We start from the raw sequence: 22171 nt of genomic DNA on the forward strand, positions 1-22171 counted from the left end.
TGTTAGTCGCTTATAGGAATAACATCCCTGGCACTCTTTCTAGCGAGTGAGTTAGTGAACAGTTGTAAAAAACTCTTCCCTAAAATATTGCGTGCAATTCCTTCAACAACAATTATGGTTATGAACCACTCGCCTTTATTTCAGGAGGCTGAAATTGTTTCTGACCGGCTTTGTATGAGATTTCCGTAGTAATGGTGATTGGTTTAAGATTTTTTAATCGTCTTTTCGTGCTAACAGCATCTATGAGTCCCTTATTCCTGAGTGTTAAGGAAGGACATTATGTATCCAAGGTGAGTAACAATTATTTGAGTTAACTTTTTCTGGAATCAAACTAACCCCCTAACAATTGGTATGTTTAGGTCGCTTTTTTTTAAAGAGACCTATTCTCGCTAGTTCTCCTTCCGGAAAATCCAAGGAGAGAGGAATGGATTAGTTCTTAACCTTTGCAAACCAGTTTCCATCCCACAAGATTTTAAATCTTTCTCAAATAGCAAAACACAAAAAAATAACACTTTTTTAAGTTTTCTTTATATTAGTCTAAACTCATTGATTACTTGTTTCATAATATACAGAAGATGAATGAAGGGGGTGGAGAAGTTTGAGTAAAGAAAAACGATGCTCGGAATGTGGGAAAAGAGATTGTAGATGTAAAGAGATAAAATGTTCAAAATGTGGAGATAGAGATTGTAGATGTAAAGAGATAAAATGTTCAAAATGTGGAGGAAGTAATTGTAATTGTAAAGTCAAAATTAAAATTAAAAACTATCCTATAGGTGTTACGGGGCCTGCGGGAGCAACAGGAGCGACAGGAGCAACAGGAGCCGCAGGAGCAACAGGAGCCACGGGGGCAACAGGTGAGCAGGGAGCAGCAGGAGCGACAGGAGCAACAGGAGCCACGGGGGCAACAGGTGAACAGGGAGCAGCAGGAGCGACAGGAGCGACAGGAGCGACAGGAGCCACGGGGGCAACAGGTGAGCAGGGAGCAGCAGGAGCAACAGGAGCCACGGGGGCAACAGGTGAGCAGGGAGCGACAGGAGCCACAGGAGCCACGGGGGCAACAGGTGAGCAGGGAGCAGCAGGAGCGACAGGAGCCACAGGAGCCACGGGGGCAACAGGTGAGCAGGGAGCGACAGGTGAGCAGGGAGCAACAGGGGCCACAGGAGCCACAGGAGCAACAGGGGCCACAGGAGCGACAGGAGCAACAGGAGCCACAGGAGCAACAGGGGCCACAGGAGCCACAGGAGCAACAGGAGCAACAGGGGGCACAGGGGGTACAGGGGGCACGGGAGCTACAGGACCAGGAGGAAGTACCATCTATCTTGGAACAGACCAATCAATTGGGAATAACGATTTTCTAGGGCAAGGTACATCATCACCAATGTTTCAAAGAAATACGTTAGTCATTCCTCAGGATTCAACCATTACTGGCCTAGTTTTAAATATCCGTAATAATGTTTTAGCAGCAGGACAAGTGGCGACAGCTCAGATATTTATTAGTTCAGATTGCGGTTTTACTGAACCTGAAGCCACCGGAATCGTAGCAACCGTTATTGGACCTAATAACGCAGCTAATCCGAATTGTTGTGATTTTACGGTGGCAAATTTTCCTATCAATGAATGCGATCTAATATCAGTAAGGATTACTACCGGTGGAGGAGCATTTGCAAATGGCGTAACTGCTGCAATTTTATTTTCTATTCCTTAATTTAAGAAATGCATTCCTCCAAAGACCTCTTAAATAGCCTTGCTTCGGCAAGGCTATTTTCTTCTGTGTATGGAATTAAAAAACTTTTCTAACTTTTATGAGGATCCCAGAGAGTTGGTGAGTAGATGCTCCACATATCTATAGTCCAATTAATAGGTTATAAAAACCATTCATTATATTTTTACATAGCTTAAAGTAAGAAAGCCTTAGTTAAAGGAGCGTTTTAAACTTGATTACGATAAGCCTGTGTATGATTGTGAAAAATGAAGAAGGCACAATAGAAAGGTGTTTGGAGTCAGTAAAAGGTATTGTTGATGAAATTATTATCGTTGATACAGGTTCAACCGATCGGACCAAAGAAATTGTCGCACAATATACCGATCATGTAGTTGATTTTTGTTGGGTTGATGACTTTGCTGCAGCACGTAATTTTGCATTTAGCCATGCTAAAATGGACTACATTTTTTGGTTAGATGCAGATGATGTATTAATGGAAGAGGACCGTAAAAAATTTTTAGAGTTAAAAGAAACCCTTAATCCTGCCACTGATTCTGTCACCATGCACTATTACCTCGCGTTTGATGAAAAAGGGAACGTTACCACCAGCTTACGGCGTAATCGCCTTGTAAAAAAGAATAACAATTTCAAATGGTATGGGGAAGTTCATGAATACCTGGAAGTTTGGGGAAAGATTCTCCATAGCGAGATTGCTGTAACACATTGCAGCATTCATCACGATTCAGACCGTAATCTTAGAATCTATGAAAATCGTCTGAAACGAGGAGAACAATTCTCTGCCAGAGACTTGTTTTACTTTGCAAACGAACTCTTCGACCATCAAAAAATCGAACGTGCAATTATATTTTACAAACAATTTTTAGCAACTAAAAACGGATGGATAGAAGACTACATTTCTGCCTGTGGCAAGCTTTCAGATTGCTTTAATACATTAGGAGATCATCAAAGCGAGCTTCAATATATTCTAAAGTCCTTCGAATATGATTCCCCTCGAGCTGATTTTTGCTGCCGATTAGGATTCCGATTCCTTCAGCAAAATCAGCCTCGGAAAGCATTGGTTTGGTATAAATTGGCCACGGAGCTAGAAAAACCAGCAGATAATTTGGGAATGATTAATCATGCTTGCTGGACGTGGTTGCCTCATTTACAATTATGTGTTTGTTACTCCCAATTAGAGAACTATGAGTTAGCATATAAACACAATGAAATCGCCAGACAGTATCTCCCCGATCATCCAAGTATTCTTCACAATAAGCGTTTTTTAGAGCCTCTTTTAAAATAAAATTAGTTTAACATGGGATTCCTCAGATTGATTAAGAGTGGCTGTCACTTTCATTATGAATCAAATGTTTGTGTCTTTGGAGCTAATTGCGGTATGGGGCCAAAAAACTTACAACACCTATGTGTTGCCACATACACTCTGGCCATATCGAGGTCGTTGCGAAGATTGAAATAAGTAATTGAAAATATTGCCAATTGCTGATAATCTTAATCGATGGGAGGGGATTCCGGTGATCGACTTGTTCCCAATGATTAGCTGTGTCGGGGTCATCATCTTTTTTGTATCCAAATACAGGGAGACTCTTAAGTAGCTTAACAAAACGCAAATCACGGGCGTTTTTATTTCCTACATCCTTACAGTCATTATTGCTGGAATCTGCATCTATTACGGCGGTGCATTCTTGACCGAACGTTTTCAAAATGGATGGTTAAAATTAATCATTCGCTTCTCGGTAGTCATTGTAACATTGTGGATCGCAATGATAACTTTAAATCGTCTACTGCAAAGAATCACAAAGGGCATTTTCCCGAAGATCACATAGGATATTTAGCCCGGACATTTTATTTGAATTCGTTTCTACTATGAGTGGAGACGTCTTTTTGCTGCGGTGGCAAAATAAAGGGAGACCAAAATAATTGAATTTCTTAGATAAGTAATAAAACGTTTTTTAGGGGAGACAACAATGAAAGTTTTCTATTCTTTGCTTTTGCTTGGATGTTTATTTTTAATTGCAGGCTGTCAAAATAATCAAGAGAATACGATGGTTCTTTTAGATGAACCCATTAAAGAGATTAACGTATCCAGATCAGGCGGAATTGGTGACATGAATCAGGACATTCTTTTTTCCTTCCATGAGAAACAGTCAATTAAAGTGTTTGAAAAGGGTATAAGAACTGCAGTTAAACAACAATCAGATATGAAAGGTATCGATCCTGAATATGATGTAATGGTTGAATATGATGGAGGGTTACCTGCCCACGCCATTCACTTATGGCTGGGAGAGGAAGATGAGGAAAGCACCCTCATGTATATGGTAGGTGAAGGCGAAACCTACCTGACGTCATCAAGGACTACGAATCGGCTTAGAGAATTACTGCTTCCGCAACAATAAAACAGATATAGAACCAAGTGTGACTTTCGCCTTAAAAAAATGGAGGTGATTCATATAATAAAAAATAAAAAAATATTATATCTCGCTTTCATTCTTTTTGCTGCATCCATGGTTTTGAATTTTCCTTTTCCACACGAAAGTCCTTATGGCGAGACTGTGATATCAGTATTGAACATCCCTGTCCAATCAATTAATGGACTTCAATATGTTGGTATTACCTCATTAGCTTTATTGATTGTCAGTCTATATTTTCTGGCTAAATCAGTAAACAAATATCATGGGCGGGTTGTTTTGATTGCTATTATTATAGCATTTGCTGCACCGTCGCTGATTGTCAGCTCTTTTCAAAAAACATTGGCAACAGGCATTTACGCAGTTTCTTACAAGCATGAAGAAAGTAACTGTAATTTTGAGATGATTGATGCAAAAACGCTGCGTGGAAAATGTGAGCTTCCGTTCGATAATCACAGTAGAAAGGATGTTCAATTCACCATTGAATTCTATGAAAAATACCTTTTTGAAGATGATATACGAATGGTTTCACTCATGAACAACAATGCGGATTATGAAGTAAAGTTAAAAGGGAACGAGAGCAAAACGTTGATAATAGAATCTGATATAGACGTATCAAATATCGAGAACCATGTTGAAAGTGGCAGTTCGACAGGCGTGAATATTGTGATTAAGTCGAAAGGAAAGGTCAGGAAACTATAGACTGTTGTAGCGGGGAGATGGTTTGCCTGTTAGGTGTAATTGCGGATACACAAATTTGGAACAACCACAATACGTGCGCGGCTGCAACAATGTGAAAAGTACCATTTTTATTTATACACAGAGTAAAGATCTGTTTCACAAAATAACGTGACAAGTGAGGTCTTCTTGTATGGATTCAAGGATAGACAAATTAATTAACTTTACAAAGGAAAGATTTGGGCTAGAGGATTACTGCCTAAAAAGGCACAGCCTGTCTCGGAATGTCAACGCCTTCAATGATACGAACTATACACTCTGCATGGAGTGGTTTCCGAAGCATGTAACTGAACAAGAAGATGATGACACAAACCCGGATGGCACGGCAGTCATTGAAATTAATGTGAATACTCAAAAGGTTGAAAGTGCTATTTTTGTGATGGGCAAGACTTATGCTAAAAACGGAATAATATTTTCCAGTATGGATACGGGTGACATTATCGGATGGATTGAGGAAGAAACAGAATTGGCATATGGGAGACAATTTACATTACATAAACAGGAGGAAGGAAGGCTTCTTTTTAAAGAATGTTTTGAAGGGGTACCTGTGTCTCCTTCTGGATTAATTGGAGTTGAATTTAATCAGGAAGGGAAGCTTACTTCCTTCTCTCTACACGGTCAATTCCCTGCCAAGGAAATAGTTAAAGAAGAAGCATATGCCCTTTCCCTTGAAAAGGTGGAGCATTTGGTGAAGGAACAATTGAAAATGGTAGAATTTCCGTCCTATGAACAAAAAAGATTGATTCCTGTTTATGCAATAGAAGAGTTGTATGTGACAAATGACGGGACGACAACCTTGCCATTTGAAATAAATGCGGACCAAGGCTCATATCTAAAAATAGACAAAACCATCTATTAGGATGCACCCATCACTGAACAGTTTGAAAGAAAAGAAATAAGCTGGATTGAGGATATTACCGCAGAACAAGCCTTTTCATGTGAACCTAGCCCAGTTTCGTTTCCAATCACAAAGACGGAACAAGAACAATGCATAGCGGCAGCCAAAAGCCTCCTCCGGCATGAATATCCCAATGACACAGGGAGGTGGATGCTGAAAACACTGCATCGCGACAAAGGTTATATCCATGCCATATTGAAAGCCGGCTATCAGAATCATCGTGTCTTTCAAAGGAAACTGATGATCATGATTGATGCGGAGAGCCTTCAAGCAGTAAATTATATGGATAATCAACCAATGTTGGAGATATATGATCAATTTCAGGCTTCTGATCAAGTAACAATCACGAAAGAAGAGGCGCTTGGAAAGATTAAGGAATTAATTGAGGTAAAACCGTATTATGTGTATAACTTTGAGCAAAAGCAATATGTTTTATGCGGAAAAATTGATTGTCAACATGGAGTGAATGCAGCCACCGGTGAGGTTATTTCATTAGATGATTTGTAAGAACATGCATTAGAGATACAAAATCTGTGCAGTTGGCAGTTGTTTTATTATGTATCCTCCCCATTAATGCAAGCTAAATTTTAATCCATACTTTCTTCAGTGTGCAGTTTGATTGGTCTGTAATTGTATATCATGTGGATTGACGGCTGTTAATGATTAACTAAAAGAGTATGTAGCATTTTTCAATTATCCACATTTAATCCACATCAACATCAAGTTTGCCCTCGACTTATTCACATAAAAATGAACTTTGTCCACAATTTATCCACGGTTGTGATCAACTTGAATGAAAATCCAAATTAAAAGTCCGACTTATCCACGGTTTATCAACAATCAAAAAAAGCAGTAGGACAATACTCAATTTAATTTGATACGTTTAGAAAACCAAATATCAAAAAGGGAGAAAAGCTAGTCTATTAACAGACTAAATTTTCTCCCTTTTTAGCAGGCCAATATCTTTACTGAAAATTTTTAATGATATGCTTTCCATAGTCGGAACGGAGATATCATCAAATTCCCGAACTACTTTTCTAGGCTCTTTGATTATTATCACCAGACACAGTAATCCATGTCCAGTGACAGCAACAGCTGGCTTCAACGCTTCTAATTTTATAACGTATTCCTTGGAGGATTTCCAGTTAGATATTTGGGAGGGCCGCTTATTTCCTGTTCCAGTGTAAAAACTTTATAAAGAGATTCCTGCTTAACAGTTACAAAGGCGTCTCCCATTATCTTATTTAGAACATGGATATTGTTCCTTCTTTTACTCAAAAAGGCCTTGACTGCAAATAATAAATCTGTGCCTTTTAGACAGGGGAATATTTCTGCCTGCCTTTTAGTGGTTTGTCTTCTGAACGGTTGGAACTTAAATTTACCTTTTCGGACTCAAGATTTGTGACAGGTGATTTACCTGGAGTGTAATTGGGTATACAATGTATTTTTAAAACAGGAGGTCTAATGATGGAGAATAACGATATTTTAATTCGGTTGAGATATGCTCTGGAAATAAAGAACAAAGAGATGGCAGAAATATTTAAACTTGGCGGTGTGGAGGTATCCGTGCCAGAGGTCATCCAGATCCTCACAAAGTCTGAAGATGAAAATGAAGAACAAATAAAATGCAATAACAGCATGTTAGATTCATTTTTAAACGGACTTATTATTTATAAAAGAGGGAAGCAAGAGCCTAAACCAGGACAGCCCGATACACAAGAACCCTCTTCAACGAAAAGTTCCAACATGAATAATCTCCTTTTGAAGAAAGTTAAAATAGCCATGGCATTAACGGCAGAGGAGATGCTGGATATATTTGAAAACGCAGGCATAAGGGTCACAAAAGGAGAGCTTGGAGCTCTATTGAGAAAAGAAGGACATAAGAATTATAAGGAATGCGGAGATAAATTCGCCAGAAACTTCCTAAAAGGACTGGCTATTAAATACAGGGGATAATGCCTTACAGGTTTATGCAGGTGATGACATGATACATACCTACTCAGGCAAGACCATTCAATTTCAAATAAAATATAAAAATCGAACGTCCATAGGGATTTCAATCGACAGCTATGGGAATATTGAAGTCCAGGCTCCGAAAAAAACACCTGATGAAAGAGTTATTCATGCATTGGAGGATAAATGGGATCTTATTCAGCAACATGTAAAGCAAATGAAGGATCGGTTGAATGGACCGCTGGAAAAGGTCTATGAGAATGATGAGAGCTTTCTTTATTTAGGAAATACGTATCCCATAAAAATCATTGAAAATAGAAATATAATGCAAGATTATGTTGAATTTAAAGGAGAAAAGCTGCATGTATACGTGAAGCAGCTTGATCATGAAAACAGCAGGCAAGCATTAAAACGGTTTTATTATCAGCAGTGCAAGGCATTAGTGGAGAAGAGCATCGCTTTTCATCAAAGCAGCTTCAAGACAAAACCACGTTCTATCCGGATTACAGACAGCAAAAGTACATGGGGAACCTGTGATTCAAAGCAACAATTAACATTTAACTGGAGGCTGGCAATGGCGCCGCGGGAGGTAATTGATTATGTTGTTGTTCACGAAATGTGCCACATGGTCCATCTGAATCACGATCGCTCGTTCTGGCGCCTCGTCGGGAAAATAATGCCTGACTACAAAGAAAAAGAACAATGGCTGGCTTTATCTAACTGGAAAATGACTGTTTAGAGGCCAAGCATGAAAGCCGCAGCCGCACCGTTTTAGAATGGATCTCCAGACCTTTTATGAGTTTGCCGAATCCATCTGGACATGGATGACTCCCACTATTTATTTTAATAGAGGTGCGGCCGACCGCAGGTAAACAGCAGCCTAATTGTTAACCCATAACAATTAGGCTTTTTTTTGCGGAAATTCTTTCAGAATAGTTGACCCCTGAAGTGTTAATCAAGCGTTTAAGTTAATGGAAGGTTACCTAAAAAAAAGACAAATATATAAAAATAGTACAAATGGTTATATCTCATTTCTAACAAGATGTTGAAATATTACCAATAATTGTGGATTTTTTCCTAGCGTCCTATTTCTGCACGGTGTTACTATTGATGTCGAGATATTTAGAAAGCGTTTACAAATTAATGCGTTCGCCATATTGGTTATGCCAGTATCCCCTCAGATAAAATCTACCTGCGACAGTTATACGCCCAGTATTTTAGTATACACCTTCGGGAAGAACCCCATGCATTTTTACAAGAGTAGAAGATACTTCTATTAAGCGAGGTGATGTGCATCAACGAATGACTCTTTTTAATATTTTAAAGTAAATTATGTGGAGGTTATTATGCAGGATTTAAAAAGATTGCTAGCACTTAATTTGACGATTGTTTTACTTCTCGGGATGTTCGGTACAAGTGATGCGTTTGCCCAAAGTAAAAGTGGCCAAGGGGGAAATGGGAAAGACAAGAAGAGAATAGAGCTGAAGCATAGTTCCTATCAAGCGGTTCTGCCGGCAGGTTACACTGCCAACAAAGAGAGGGCTTATCCGGTTATCTATATTATGCCTGAAAATGGAACCGATGAGATCGATCTCGACGCGGTCAAACTGGCAGAAGGCCTTATGAAGACTGAGAATTCTGTCGAGGCTATTCTGATCCAGGCTTCCTTTGATAAAGATGCAGAAATTGTAGCTGAAATGCAGGACATCGTAGCCGATGTTGATGCAAGATATAAAACGATCTCTTCCTCTGATGCAAGAGCTGTTTTTGGCATCGGCACTGGAGGTTATATGGCCTATATTCTCGGGTTGCATACCTTAGGTGATGACGGTGTTCCAAAAGTGACAAAAACACCTGATTTATTCGGAGCAATTGCGAGTACACGGGGGAATTTTGTTGGGAAAGACAATATATGGTTTAAGAAGTATGGCAGTGTCTACGATATCTTAAATGGATATTCTGCCGCTGAAATATCCAGGTTTTATACGTATTTGGATGCACCAACGGAAGACCCATGGACCTATATGAATCACTCAACTGGCGACCTGGGAAGAATGTTCATTACTAAAAACAGAATGTTTCCATATAGCATTCATGAGTTTACAGCAAGAAATGGGACCTTTGACCAATCATTTCTGACAGAGTCCATGAATCGTGTGACGGACAGATTAAGTGACTTTTTTACAGCAAAGCTGATCACAGGAAAATTCACTTTAGACCCTCAGGCTTTGCCTTCATCGGCGGATTCTGTCACTGTGTCCTATACTATATCGGTGAAGGAACAATTGAAGAACTTCTCAAAAGATAAAGAAACAGTTTGGATAAAAGCAACCATGACAGATCCTGAAACAAAGGAAGTCATCCATTCAGAAAGGCTGAAAAAGACGGTCGCCAAAGATGGGAACCTTACAGGAGTTTTTGAGCTTCCAAACACCATTAACAATTTGAATACAAATGTAGAAATGACAGTAACCATTTTAGGGAAAGAAATTAGTCTCGGAACCCAGCCAATGGTAAGAATTAAGGGTACAGGATCTGAACCAGAAAATCAGCTTATTGATTTAATGGGGGATTGGAAGTTTAACGCCTATAAGCCATACACTAATGAACCTCACGAGCTTGATAAAATCGATAACCTGACAGAGGACGTGTGGTCATCCTGGGAAACTGTACAGCCGGGACTTGGGTGGTGGAGCGCAGATTTTGCAGAATCACTTGGAGGCAATCCAAATTGGACAGGTTATGCCTGGTATGTCCGTGACTTTGAACTGCCTGACGAGTTTGCATCAGAAGGACTGCTTTTAGCCCTTGGGAAATTTGATGAAGCAGATGCTGTGTATGTGAATGGCAAGAAAGCCGGCGCAACTGGCATTACAGAGAACGGGGCATATGATGGCACGAATCCGTGGGATGTAGACCGTTTATATCATTTGGACTCTTCCCTTCTGAACTATGGAGGAAAAAACACAATTGCTGTTCGAATGGCTAATTCCAGCGGAGGAGGAGGCTGGTATGAAGGGCCGGTTGGCATTTATTCCCCTGCGGCCTACAACAAAGCAAAAGGACTCCCATATGAAATAGCTCCAATAAGGATTCAGGAATTAGTAAAGGAGACTGTTTCTCAACAGAATGCTTATTTAGAAGCATTGAACACGGAAGGTTTTGCTGCAACAGTCGATCCGGAATACTTCCAAAGCGGATATGATAAAAAAAGGCTGGTCAATGAAATGTCCGAGATGATCCGTGGAGCTTCCTCTGTTTCTGTGAAGGACAGCGTAGTTTCCGTTTTTATCGATGGTGACAAGTATATGTACCAGGCTGATCGAACAATGAATGTGGACGGGACTGAAACAAAAAAACAGGTCCAGTATTATTTCGTGATTGAAAATGGAAAAGCCGTAATGTACGGAAACCATGAACGATTCTTTACAGATACCTTTACCTCTAAAAAAGCAGCTTCAGCGAGCGGTATGTCCGGGACAAAGGAAGTCACTTATCGTGTATATCTTCCACCGGGGTACTTTGAAGGAGAAGAAAGATATCCTGTCGTGTATATGCTGCATCAATTTAACAGTACAAGTAAATCCTATGAAATCGACGGCGTCCACCATCTCATGGATGAAGGGATCACTTCAGGGGAACTCGGTAAGAGGATCCTTGTTATCCCGGATAGCGCTGCAACGAGCTGGTGGCGAGGGGACTGGGAAGATATGGTCACGGATGAGTTAATTCCATTAATTGACCAGAACTATCGAAGTATCGATGATGCCAGATTCCGATCTACTGCCGGGGCTTCCATGGGCGGACTGGGAGCATACAGTGTAGGCTTGAGAAATCCTGACTATTTCACAGGTATTGCCAGCTTCTTCGGAGCGTTTTCCTATGGTCAGGCAGGTAACCCTGTAACCATTTCTGCTAATGAATCCTCTGAATATCTCCAGTACTTCTCTCACTATTTTATTAGTGGAAACAGGGATGTATATGGTTTCGGCAGAGATGCCATTCAGCTGGATCAGATCTTCAGAAATAAGGATGTAGATCACCACTATTTTATTGAGAATGGTGAGCATGATTCGGCCTTCTACATTCCATTTTTCAAACAAGCCATGGCTTATACAGGTGGGAAAATGTATAAACCTAACGCTGATATCGCTTCTGTACTTTCAGGTTCTGTTAAAGCGGGGGTTATGGAGCAAGGTGTATCCATTACGGGCACCATTCGAGTTAACGATGATATAAAGGCATACATGAATCACATACCAGCGAGCAGTTATACGGTGAATACAAATCCGGCTATCAAGGTTCCGGTAACTGTATATATTGAACAGAACGGAAAACGGATTGCTTCTAATACAGAATATTATTCTGTAACCGGTGCTGGAGAATTGGATGTCCATGCAGATGTTGTCTCTGCCGATATCGATCCTGCTAGTTCTTTTACTGTGAAAGTTGCTGCAGGCCTCCTGGACACCAATGTTGAATTAGGTCAATTTGAACTGACTTTAGAAAATTAACAAACAGTAAAAGCCTGTCAGCTTGATAAACTGACAGGCTTTTTATGATTTTAAAAAACAGCGTTTTAATTAAACAAATAAAATTTCTCCAAAAGGCATTGAACATTTTTTCTTTTTAAAGCACCCATTAATATACCACTCCAAAATGCTCACTGGCACAGCCGTGGCAAGTATTTTGGTCAAAGCGGTGTTCGGTTCCCACCTTTTCCCCGCAGAATTGGCATTTCCGATATTGCCTTTTCCTGAAGTTAATCGTCTTCATTAATAAATCAAGAACAAGTTCTTGTTGTTCTTTCTTATCTAATGAATGCAGGGTCTCCCAGGACAAAGAATGTTTTTTGTAAACACCTGGGAATGGGGCCGCTATAGGCCCGTTCCATTGAGTGGCTTCATAGCCCAGTTCCAACCCTTCATCTGCAGACCGTAAATAGACCTCGGGTTCATCAGCAAATCCTGTTAATTTAAAATATAGGGCGCAGTCCTTTTTAATTTTCTCTTCATCGGTTAGTGCATATTGATTGAATATTGAGTCGACCCAATCACGAGCCTTTATTTTCATTGATTTCACATCGACCATTCCTCTTGTCAAACTATTTACCGCTATTATAGCATCGCTCATTAAATGCTTGGTTTGAAATTTCAGGTCATAGTAAAAAACTACATTTGAGAACAGCATCTTTCCTTATGCACCTTTTTTGAGCTGAGAAGTTTCTAATGTATTAGCTTTCAACTCATTTTCTCTCTTTCTCGGACTCTATGCAGAATTAAGGCAAATATAAATTAAATAAATCATTGTGATAAAAGCCATTTTGGGATGAATCCTGAGAAGGCAATTAGCCTTAAGGGAGCTGTGTTCAGCGGAAATGATCTGCATCTGCCTATAGGTTTTGATTCTATATAGTGGAACAATTTTGAATGCTAAATGAAATTTTCTGTATTTAATCTGTGTTTTTATACTAAAATAAGAGAATGTGATCTTAAACAAACAAAAGCGCAGACCAATTTAGGGGGAAATGATTTGTATAAGTTAGTCGCAATTGATATTGACGGCACGCTGGTCAATGACCATAAACAAATAACAAAGGAAGTGAATGATGCCATTCAGGCGGCCAGGGCAAAGGGTGTGAAGGTTGTCCTCTGTACAGGAAGGCCGATTGACGGGATCGACCCGTTTATTGATGAGCTCAAGCTGAATAGTGAAGATGAGTACACCATTACATTTAATGGTGCTCTGGTGCAAAATACCTTTACTGAGGAAGTTATTTCTGAAACCTCTCTGACGTACGGCGATTTAAAAGCGCTGTATGAATTGAGTGTGAATGTGGAGTCACCGATGCATTATTTTGATTCCGCAAATCTTTATACACCACATAAAAACATTAACAAGTACACGGTTTATGAGTCCTATATCAATTCTATTCCTCTGCACTATATGCCGGTTGAGGAAGCGCTGGAAGACATGCTGATTCCAAAAGTCATGTTTATTGATGAGCCGGACCGCCTGGATAAAATCATTCGTTCCATCCCCGAAGAATTCAGGGAGCGGTATGAGATGGTACAAAGTGCACCATTCTTCTTAGAAATCCTTCACCCAAGTGTCAGCAAGGGAAATGCTGTGAAAAAGCTTGCAGAAAAGCTGGGGATTCAAAGGGAGGAAGTCATTTGCATGGGAGATGGCGGCAATGACTTAAGCATGATTGAATATGCTGGCTGTGGCGTGGCAATGGCGAATGCCATACCCAGCATAAAAGAAGCCGCCAAGTTTCAAACTTTGTCCAATAACGAAAACGGAGTAGCCTATGCTATTCAAAAATTGATTTTAGACAAATAAACTGTCCATTTTCAGGACGATCATCTTGCAGGAGTTCCGATTTTAGGAACCCCTGTTTTTTATTGTCCAGCAATCACCTAATAAACCTACTACCTAAGACTGCCTGATCGCTAAATTTTCTGCGTCTGTTGATGTTTAACTCGACATTTTTGCTCTAAATACGGTGATAAAACGGGAGCTTTTTCGACCGCAAAGGTCTCTGTCCGGTCGAAATGTGTATTTTCCGGGAAATATATAGGGAGCATTTCGGTCAGTTGGTTAAAAGACGTCGAATTTTCTCCGATTATTTCCCGTGTGCAGCGCTTTTTAGTTACTATCTTTCATGATTTTATTAAAACAAAGGGATGAAGACCACATCATGATAAAAGCAAGAAGACTGCCGCCGAAAAATGGGATGAGCCCCGGAATATTCATCATGGTAAAATAAACAGCTAAAGACCCGACAATCATTACGATCGTAAAAATTGGCTGTGAAATACTTAAGACAAAGGCTGTTTTTAGGATATTGAAAATCGAAAGGTTGAAGTGAACAAAAATCGGCCACACATACAGGAACATGATAAATAAAATAAAAAGTCCGCTTATCATTAAAAGTGACATGACCAAGGAAAAAGAAGTGGTGCCGGATTGGGAGATTCTAAGGTCCAGGAATATTAGTCCCCCGATTGTCATCAAAATTCCACCTAATGCATTGCTTTTCAAAAACTCAGTTTTATAGGTTTGCCAAAAAGTCTGAAGGATCGAAAAGTCATTCTCCCCCATTATCCATTTCCTGATGATCGTGAACATTGCCGCAGTTGCCGGCATCAATCCGAAAAGAATGAACCCTGCCACAGAAAAGCCAATCCACAAAAGATTAATGTAGGCCAGTCGCGCAACCCAATCACAAATAACATAAAGCCTGGTCAAATGTCCCCCATTTTCCAAATTAAAGTCCTCCTTTTTCTCTAGCGAAACAAGATGAATTCGGCAAGCCACTGCCAATTTGGATATGTCCTTGATCGTTTAACTATCATTATATGGATGCGCTTTCAGGCCATCAATAGAAATATAGCCACTTCTGGGGGAAGGGGAAATTTTACGGCTGAAAGGGCGCTTTTTAGGGGGAAAGGTCAAAAAATAGAAGCTGTTGAAGCAGAGATTTTAATGAAAAGGAGAATTATTGGGATTGAGCGTTTGCAAGAAGCACTTTATTGTTAAGGAAACAACAGCAACATTGAACAATAGGAACAGGGGGACTGGGATTGTATCAAAAAATCTTCGAAGTTAATGAAGCTTTTACCAGAAGGATGATGGAGCTTCAGGATATGGATCCTGCAAGCAAATATTATGGAGGAATCATTGATCCTATTATGGGGGTTGCCAGGCCAAGCCATGTGGGAACACCAAGAATTATCGCAGCCTGGACGGCTTCGGTTCTAAATGCTGATTCTGATTATTATCAAAGTCATGCATTAATCGAGCGATTAGAAAAGGCTTCTCAATATATGCTGAATCAGCAGCATGGGGACGGAACAATTTCGCTGGGAGCAACAAATTATCATTCTCCGCCTGATACGGGGTTTGTTGTTGTAGGTTTGTCGCAGATTTATCTGCTGCTGAAAAAGCAGTCTTCAGGGATATACGATCAAGTTCGCTTCGATATAAAGCTATTCCTGGAACGTGCCATCCCAGCCCTTTTGACTGGCGGCTGCCATACTCCTAACCATCGCTGGGTGATAACGGCTGCCCTGTCCTTTTTGAATCAGATATTTCCGGATGAAGCGCTGGTTAGACGTGCTAAAGAATGGCTGGCCGAAGGGCTGGATTACACAGAAGATGGCGAATGGACCGAGCGAAGCAACGGGATTTACAACGCGGTTAACAATATCATGCTTTTCCATGCTTCCAGAAACTTGAAGATCCCCGAACTTCTTGAACCTGTCAGAAGAAATCTGGAGCTCATGCAATATCTTGTCCACCCATCCGGAGAAGTGGTGACCGATTACTCCGGAAGGCAGGACTTTGGAAAGCCATCCAATCTGTCAAATTACTATTTAATATATCGCTTGATGGCTTCTGTTGACCAAAATCCGCTTTTTGCTTATATGGCAGACTTTGCGGCGGAATTCGCCGCTGAGCCGGGGAGCGTTGATTCCAATGCCATGGTTGGGCACCTGCTGTACCCCGACCTGATGGTGAATGATATTGAGCGGACACCCATTCCAAATCACTATGTGAAAATCATTAATCAAAAATACCCGCGATTAGAGTATCTTGGCAAGGCTGCAGCTTTGGGGCATCAATTCAAAATCCTTCACAGTGCACCCCATACTGCTTTTGGTTCTCCAGTAGTACGCTATCGAAAGGACAATCAAAGCGGAACTGTCATGACCAATGTTCCATCCTTCTTTTCGCTTCGGCATGGGAAGCTCAGGATTTTGGGGACTAAAATTTCAACTTCGTTTTCCCCGGGAATTGTTTTCTTTGATGAATTTGAGGTACGGGAAGGGGGCTACCGCTTGCGGACGGTTATGGAAAAAGGCTATAACGCCCCGATTACAAGAGATCTGTTAGAAAAACTGGAGAAGGTCGAGGGAAGGCCGTGGTACTTGCTGCCTCATGAGCACCGTGAAATCACTCATCTTCAAAAACATGCAATTGCTGTGGAGGTTACTCCTTACCAAGATAGATGGAGTATCCATGTAAAGAGTGACCAGCTGGAAGAAGTTTTTACCCAGATTATCTTTATATTGGGTGAAGAGGGAGAGTTAAACGGCGAAGGGGTAAAGCAAATCCAAGAACAGCAATATTTCTTAACTGGAGGGAAGGCTGTCTACTCCGTAGGAAAGGAGAAGATTGAAATTTCTCCTGGTGCACATGAACATTGGTTAGGCACCCTTCGAGAGGACGTCCATCCTCCCGGCTGCATCTATTTATCAATCAACTTAATGACTCCTGTTGATCATACAATCGAGATCAAGCTGACATAAGGAGAACATTACTGGCATCAGTGGCTATTTATAAATGCATTGTCCTTGGAGGTAAATGGTGGTTCTTGAAAGGCGGGGAGGATTTTTACTTTTAGAAGCCACTCTATTTAGCGCTTACAATCATCATACCGCATGAAAATCGTGTTAACACTCAATTCATAATAGGAAATAGCTGATTCGCTTTCACAAAATGGAATAGAGTTGAATGTGCCTTTCATTGCTGAAAGGCTCTTTGTATTTTGTAGGCTGTAAGAGAAGAAATTTAGTTATGAAAACTTGGTAGCACCAATATTTTATAAATTTTTATCTTAAATTTAACTTGACCGTACAAATATAGGTCTAAAGTCACATTGAGCGAAGGGTTACACCTGTTGTATCCTAGAGTTACGGTTAAGTTGAAAGCGTTAACTTGATTTATTTGTACGTACAAATAAAATGTGGAGGGTAGATGGATTTTAACTAGCTTAATCATTTGAAACTATTCCAGAAAGCGAGATGAAATGATGGGGAAAACATTATTGCAAAAGTTGTTACTGGTATTTACAGCGATCTTATTGATTATTCCAATCTCGGTATATGCAGCGAGTAAAGATAAAAATAATGTGGACGATCCGAAGACGCCTGTCTTTAAAGATGCGTCTGTACATGACCCTTCTGTTATTAAAGTGGATGAAACCTTTTATGTGTTTGGCTCACATTTGGCTGCTGCCAAATCAAACGACTTAATGCAATGGGAGCAGGTTGCATCAGGTGCCACTAGCGATAACCCTCTGTTCGAAGATGTTGTAAAGGAATTAAAAGAAACATTTGACTGGGCGCAGTCAGACACCCTGTGGGCTGCTGATGTCATCCAGCTGGAAGACGGCAAGTTTTATATGTATTACAATGCCTGTAAAGGGGATTCTCCGCGGTCGGCCCTCGGTGTGGCAGTTGCAGACAATGTTGAAGGGCCTTACAAGGATATGGGAATCATCCTCAAATCCGGCATGTGGGATCAGCCGAGCGAAGATGGTACAATCTATGACGCTACAATCCATCCTAATGCAGTAGATCCGGATGTGTTCTTCGATAAGGATGGCAAGCTGTGGATGATGTACGGCTCCTATTCTGGCGGAATCTTTATTATGGAAATGGATCCAAAAACCGCGAAGCCAATTCCAGGCCAGGGTTACGGCAAGAAACTGCTGGGCGGAAACCACAGCAGGATTGAAGGGGCCTATGTCCTATACAGCCCTGAAACAGATTACTATTATATGTATCTATCATTTGGCGGACTGGATGCTGTTGGCGGATATAATATGCGTGTAGTGCGTTCCAAGAACCCGGATGGACCTTACTATGATGCGGAAGGAAACGATATGATCAACGTTAAGGCAGATCCTAGCCTTCCGCTGTTTGATGATAAGTCCATCGAGCCGTACGGTGTGAAAGTAATGGGCAATCATTTGTTTGACCGAAAGATTGGGGACCCTGGAAACGGAATTGGTACAGGCTATGTATCCCCAGGCCATAATTCAGCCTATTATGACCCAGAAACAGGGGAGCACTTCTTGATTTTCCACGCCCGCTTCCCTGGACAAGGAGAGATGCACGAAATCCGTGTTCATCAAATGTTCATGAATCAGGATGGATGGCCAGTAGTAGCACCATACCGCTATGCTGGCGAAACATTGGATAAAGTCCAGCGAGAGGATCTTATTGGTGATTATAAACTGATCAATCATGGAAAAGAGATCTCGGCTGAGATTAAAAAATCAGTTGATATTCAATTAACCAAGAATAATAAGGTTACAGGCGATGTGACAGGGACATGGAAAAAGACCGGCCATAACACGGCTCAGCTGACAATAGACGGAGCCCAGTATGATGGTGTGTTCCTGCGTCAGTATGACCTAACATCCAAAACCTATGTCATGACCTTCAGCGCTCTTTCCAGCAAAGGAATTGCCATTTGGGGCAGCAAGGTGCCGACAAGAAGTGACAAACAAATCGTTGCTGATGTAGCTGCAGACTTAGACTTGGGCGATACCAGCAATGTAATCAACGATTTAACCCTTCCAACAGAAGCAACGCGGGATACAGTGATTTCATGGGCAACTTCCAACCCGGAAGTCGTTTCGGAGACTGGGGAAATTACCCGTCCCGCAGCGGGTTCGGAAAGTGCCAGAGCGACGTTAACGGCGACTGTTAAAAAAGGCACCGAGACAGCAACAAAAACGTTTGCGATTGCCGTCCTGCCGCTCAAGGCTGGAGGAGAATTGGCTCATTATACCTTTGACGGTGAATTGACAGACAGCCTCGGCAAGGCCAGTGCCGGAACTATTACAGGCGACCGGATTGATAACAGCGGCGGAACTATAGGCTTCGCCGAAGGAGTGAACGGCAAAGCGGCTGCATTCGATGGTTCATCAGGCATACGTCTTCCTAATGGGCTGATTTCTAGCAACACATACTCTGTGTCCTATTGGGTCAAGCCAGACCAGCTTACACCGTTTACAACCACCTTCTTCGGAGCCAGAGATTCCAGTAACTGGCTGAGCCTTGTCCCAATGGGACCTGTCGGGAACCAGACCATGATCTGGTCCGGAACTTCCTGGTATGATGCGGTAACAGGCATGACAATAAAAGCGGGCGAATGGACCCATCTTGCATTCACTGTAGATAATGGTCAAATCGCCGTTTATGTGAACGGAGAAGAGAAGTTTAATCGCGGCGGATTCCCGAATGTTTTCACCACTACAAATGGAACATTTGGATTGGGCGTCAACTGGTGGGATACTCCGTACAAAGGCTTGATCGATGAGCTGCAAGTTTTTGAAGGAGCGTTAACTCCAGAACAAATTGCAGAAATGAATAAAAACTAAAAAAATGACGACAAAATAAATGATTTTCTCCTTACCATCAAGAATCTTAATGGTAAGGAGATTTTTTTTTAGGAAGGAGTCAGAATAATATGATTGAAGATAAGATGAAAGCTGCTGTGCTGACAGATTTAAACAAGATCGAATTGCAGGAGATAAAAATCCCAGACCCAAAAGATGATGAAGTTCTAATTGAGATAAAAGCTGTGGGTCTTTGCGGGTCGGATGTTCATTATTACCAACACGGGAGAATTGGAGACTTTATTGTCGAGAAACCAATTATTTTAGGGCATGAGGCTTCCGGGAATGTTGTGGAAATAGGGAGAAATGTTAAAGGCTTAACCGTAGGACAGCGCGTATCAATTGAACCAGGGGCGACTTGCGGTGAATGTGAGTATTGTAAAGAGGGGCGATACAATCTATGTCCAAGTGTCGAGTTTCTGGCTACTCCTCCTTACGATGGGGCCTTTTGTGAATATATCGCAATGAGAGCGGATTTAGTCTTTCCAATCCCGGAAGAGATGAGCTATGAAACCGCCGCCCTGGTTGAACCATTTTCGGTTGGGGTACATGCAATTAATAGAGGAAGGCTCTCCCCCGGCGAGACAGTCATTATCATGGGGATGGGGCCGATCGGCCTGGTAACCGCTGCTGCTGCAAAAGCTGCAGGTGCAAGGATGATTATTGGAGTTGACTTAGAACAGAGCCGACTGGATGTAGCAAAAGAAATGGGAGCTACCCATACAATCAATTTACGGGAAGAAAATCTGAAGGAAAAGGTTAATCTATACACAAATGGTACTGGTGCAGATCTTGCAATTGAAACAGCGGGCAGTCCAAAAGCTGTTCAAGGTACGATTGAGTCAGTGCGCAAAGGCGGAAGAGTCGCCATTGTGGGAATGTCACCACAGGATGAGGTTCCTGTAAGTGTCTCTAAGATTATTGATAAAGAGATCGATATGGTTGGGATTTTCCGTTATCATCATACCTACCCAATGGCAATCGAAATGCTTTCAAACCCAGAAATCGATATTGAAAAAATAATTACAAATAAATACCCATTAAACGATACAGCTGAAGCCTTTGAAAAAGCGATACATGATAAAACAAATACGTTAAAAATAATGATTTATCCTAACTAAACGGGGTTGGCTTAACCTTCATTTCAAACGGACAGAAATCCTTCATCATTAGATAATGGGGGATTTTTTTTATGTCTTAAAGTGCTGTTAAAAGCATTTTTTGCCGCCTTTTTATAAACCCATTCTCTCATATCGTTTAAAAGTGGCAGATTTTTTACATTTGCAGAAGTTGGCAGAGTAAATATTCTGAATGGATATTGAATTTTATAATAATATAGTGTTACAATATGCTAGTCCGATAATATGGTAACGTACTAAAGGATTTAAAATTAATTAAAGGTGGTCATTATAACATGAAGCGTTTAGCAACCATGATTCTCATAATCGCGTCACTCCTGGCTATTGCGGCGGGGTGCTCGAATTCTGCAGCGAAAGAGAAAAAGGACGAAGCACTTGTCATCGGGATCGACGATAAGTTTGCCCCAATGGGATTCCGTGATGAAGACAATAATATTGTTGGGTTTGATATTGATTATGCCAAAGCTGCAGCCGAAAAAATGGGAGCAGAAGTCAAGTTCCAGCCAATCGACTGGAAGACAAAAGAGGCTGAGCTCAGCAGCGGCCGGATTGACTTAATCTGGAATGGATACACGATTACTGATGAACGAAAGGAAAAGGTCCTTTTCACAAAGCCTTACTTAAAAAATGCACAGGTAGTCGTAACTCTTGCTGATTCAAAGGTTGCCAAGCTGAAAGATCTGGAAGGCAAAGTGGTCGGCCTGCAATCTCTTTCTTCTGCTTCGGATGCCTTGAACGCAGCGCCAATTAAAGAAAAGATCAAGACTGTTACAGAGTTTTCCGACAATGTCCAGGCCCTGACCGACTTAAAGAGCGGCCGTTTGGATGCAGTAGTCATTGATGAAATTGTCATCAATTATTATATGGCGAAAGAGAAAGAAGCTTTTAAGGTTCTGGATGAATCTCTTGCTCCTGAAGAATATGGAATCGGTGTTAAAAAAGGCAACGAAGAGCTGCTGGACAAGCTTCAGACAGCGCTGGATGACCTGAATGAAGATGGAACAGCCGCTGAGATTTCTGAAAAGTGGTTTGGTGAGAATAAAGTATTAAAGTAATAGGGAATATAGAGCAAAACAGGATTTCCAAGGGGAAGCCTGTTTTGTTTTTGGAGGAATC

The 22171-nt window shown here is 41.1% G+C and carries 18 protein-coding genes and 1 pseudogene; 16 read left to right on the top strand and 3 right to left on the bottom strand.

The genetic code is table 11. The annotated features are described in order from the left end of the window. The first annotated feature begins 598 nt into the window (after positions 1 to 598). From EV146_RS27945 to EV146_RS28325, 7 genes are all read left to right on the top strand, one after another. Positions 599 to 1705: a hypothetical protein gene (locus EV146_RS27945; RefSeq protein WP_241993985.1), complete on the top strand. Its 1107-nt coding sequence runs from the start codon at positions 599 to 601 to the stop codon at positions 1703 to 1705. A 229-nt stretch (positions 1706 to 1934) separates the two neighbouring features. Next, positions 1935 to 3005, top strand: a complete 1071-nt coding sequence (locus EV146_RS20085) for a tetratricopeptide repeat-containing glycosyltransferase family 2 protein (protein ID WP_199232696.1) — start codon at positions 1935 to 1937, stop codon at positions 3003 to 3005. Positions 3006 to 3183: 178 nt separating this feature from the next. Then, positions 3184 to 3315, top strand: coding sequence for a hypothetical protein (locus EV146_RS28220; protein WP_277873231.1), 132 nt, complete (start codon positions 3184 to 3186; stop codon positions 3313 to 3315). Positions 3316 to 3687: 372 nt separating this feature from the next. Beyond that, positions 3688 to 4116, top strand: a complete 429-nt coding sequence (locus EV146_RS20090; RefSeq protein ID WP_132010085.1) for a YhfM domain-containing protein — start codon at positions 3688 to 3690, stop codon at positions 4114 to 4116. Between the two features lie 39 nt (positions 4117 to 4155). Beyond that, positions 4156 to 4830: a hypothetical protein gene (locus tag EV146_RS20095; RefSeq protein WP_241993986.1), complete on the top strand. Its 675-nt coding sequence runs from the start codon at positions 4156 to 4158 to the stop codon at positions 4828 to 4830. 169 nt (positions 4831 to 4999) lie between these two features. Continuing rightward, complete coding sequence (locus tag EV146_RS28320) at positions 5000 to 5725, top strand: hypothetical protein (protein ID WP_309136132.1); 726 nt, start codon at positions 5000 to 5002, stop codon at positions 5723 to 5725. 189 nt (positions 5726 to 5914) lie between these two features. Next, positions 5915 to 6271: a hypothetical protein gene (locus tag EV146_RS28325; RefSeq protein WP_309136133.1), complete on the top strand. Its 357-nt coding sequence runs from the start codon at positions 5915 to 5917 to the stop codon at positions 6269 to 6271. 458 nt (positions 6272 to 6729) lie between these two features. Here EV146_RS28325 and EV146_RS27950 read toward each other — a convergent pair. Then, a pseudogene (locus tag EV146_RS27950) lies at positions 6730 to 7003 on the bottom strand (MBL fold metallo-hydrolase); the annotation flags it as partial. A 228-nt stretch (positions 7004 to 7231) separates the two neighbouring features. Here EV146_RS27950 and EV146_RS20105 point away from each other — a divergent pair. The 3 genes from EV146_RS20105 (at position 7232) to EV146_RS20115 (ending at position 12231) form a co-directional block, all read left to right on the top strand. Next, entirely contained in the window at positions 7232 to 7720 is a 489-nt protein-coding gene (locus EV146_RS20105) for a YehS family protein (RefSeq protein ID WP_132010332.1), read from the top strand. 28 nt (positions 7721 to 7748) lie between these two features. Continuing rightward, the gene (locus tag EV146_RS20110) at positions 7749 to 8456 is read left to right on the top strand and encodes a M48 family metallopeptidase (protein ID WP_132010088.1); all 708 of its coding nucleotides are present in this window, start codon (positions 7749 to 7751) and stop codon (positions 8454 to 8456) included. 607 nt (positions 8457 to 9063) lie between these two features. Further along, positions 9064 to 12231 carry an alpha/beta hydrolase-fold protein gene (locus tag EV146_RS20115; protein WP_132010091.1) on the top strand — a complete coding sequence of 1056 codons (3168 nt, stop codon included), beginning with the start codon at positions 9064 to 9066 and terminating at the stop codon, positions 12229 to 12231. Between the two features lie 127 nt (positions 12232 to 12358). On the opposite strand, the gene EV146_RS20120 is transcribed toward EV146_RS20115, so the two are convergent. Then, positions 12359 to 12907, bottom strand: a complete 549-nt coding sequence (locus EV146_RS20120; protein ID WP_132010094.1) for a hypothetical protein — start codon at positions 12905 to 12907, stop codon at positions 12359 to 12361. Between the two features lie 342 nt (positions 12908 to 13249). On the opposite strand from EV146_RS20120, the gene yidA reads away from it, so the two are divergent. Continuing rightward, the gene (gene yidA / locus EV146_RS20125) at positions 13250 to 14062 is read left to right on the top strand and encodes a sugar-phosphatase (protein ID WP_132010097.1); all 813 of its coding nucleotides are present in this window, start codon (positions 13250 to 13252) and stop codon (positions 14060 to 14062) included. Between the two features lie 306 nt (positions 14063 to 14368). On the opposite strand, the gene EV146_RS20130 is transcribed toward yidA, so the two are convergent. Continuing rightward, positions 14369 to 14989: a YesL family protein gene (locus tag EV146_RS20130; RefSeq protein WP_158287153.1), complete on the bottom strand. Its 621-nt coding sequence runs from the start codon at positions 14987 to 14989 to the stop codon at positions 14369 to 14371. A gap of 33 nt (positions 14990 to 15022) precedes the next feature. Here EV146_RS20130 and EV146_RS27185 point away from each other — a divergent pair, with 33 nt between their 5' ends. The 5 genes from EV146_RS27185 to EV146_RS20150 all read left to right on the top strand — a co-directional run bounded on the left by EV146_RS27185 (position 15023) and on the right by EV146_RS20150 (position 22110). Continuing rightward, positions 15023 to 15262: a hypothetical protein gene (locus EV146_RS27185; protein ID WP_158287154.1), complete on the top strand. Its 240-nt coding sequence runs from the start codon at positions 15023 to 15025 to the stop codon at positions 15260 to 15262. A gap of 44 nt (positions 15263 to 15306) precedes the next feature. Beyond that, a complete protein-coding gene (locus EV146_RS20135; protein ID WP_241993987.1) occupies positions 15307 to 17034 on the top strand; it encodes a hypothetical protein in 1728 nt (575 codons plus the stop codon). A gap of 518 nt (positions 17035 to 17552) precedes the next feature. Beyond that, entirely contained in the window at positions 17553 to 19898 is a 2346-nt protein-coding gene (locus EV146_RS28225; RefSeq protein ID WP_277873232.1) for an arabinan endo-1,5-alpha-L-arabinosidase AbnB, read from the top strand. Positions 19899 to 19987: 89 nt separating this feature from the next. Beyond that, the gene (locus EV146_RS20145; RefSeq protein ID WP_158287155.1) at positions 19988 to 21037 is read left to right on the top strand and encodes an NAD(P)-dependent alcohol dehydrogenase; all 1050 of its coding nucleotides are present in this window, start codon (positions 19988 to 19990) and stop codon (positions 21035 to 21037) included. 293 nt (positions 21038 to 21330) lie between these two features. Continuing rightward, the gene (locus EV146_RS20150; RefSeq protein WP_132010103.1) at positions 21331 to 22110 is read left to right on the top strand and encodes an amino acid ABC transporter substrate-binding protein; all 780 of its coding nucleotides are present in this window, start codon (positions 21331 to 21333) and stop codon (positions 22108 to 22110) included. Positions 22111 to 22171 lie beyond the last annotated feature (61 nt).

This window comes from Mesobacillus foraminis, from assembly GCF_004340465.1.
GTDB lineage: Bacteria > Bacillota > Bacilli > Bacillales > Cytobacillaceae > Mesobacillus_B > Mesobacillus_B foraminis.

Bases quoted from the DNA above. Each gene is read 5' to 3' on its own strand.
- EV146_RS20090 (WP_132010085.1), top strand. From the start codon at position 3,688: ATGAAAGTTTTCTATTCTTTGCTTTTGCTTGGATGTTTATTTTTAATT.
- EV146_RS20095 (WP_241993986.1), top strand. From the start codon at position 4,156: ATGGAGGTGATTCATATAATAAAAAATAAAAAAATATTATATCTCGCT.
- EV146_RS28320 (WP_309136132.1), top strand. From the start codon at position 5,000: ATGGATTCAAGGATAGACAAATTAATTAACTTTACAAAGGAAAGATTT.
- EV146_RS28325 (WP_309136133.1), top strand. From the start codon at position 5,915: ATGCTGAAAACACTGCATCGCGACAAAGGTTATATCCATGCCATATTG.
- EV146_RS20105 (WP_132010332.1), top strand. From the start codon at position 7,232: ATGGAGAATAACGATATTTTAATTCGGTTGAGATATGCTCTGGAAATA.
- EV146_RS20110 (WP_132010088.1), top strand. From the start codon at position 7,749: ATGATACATACCTACTCAGGCAAGACCATTCAATTTCAAATAAAATAT.
- EV146_RS20115 (WP_132010091.1), top strand. From the start codon at position 9,064: ATGCAGGATTTAAAAAGATTGCTAGCACTTAATTTGACGATTGTTTTA.
- EV146_RS20120 (WP_132010094.1), bottom strand. From the start codon at position 12,907: ATGCTGTTCTCAAATGTAGTTTTTTACTATGACCTGAAATTTCAAACC.
- EV146_RS27185 (WP_158287154.1), top strand. From the start codon at position 15,023: ATGAATTCGGCAAGCCACTGCCAATTTGGATATGTCCTTGATCGTTTA.
- EV146_RS20145 (WP_158287155.1), top strand. From the start codon at position 19,988: ATGATTGAAGATAAGATGAAAGCTGCTGTGCTGACAGATTTAAACAAG.
- EV146_RS20150 (WP_132010103.1), top strand. From the start codon at position 21,331: ATGAAGCGTTTAGCAACCATGATTCTCATAATCGCGTCACTCCTGGCT.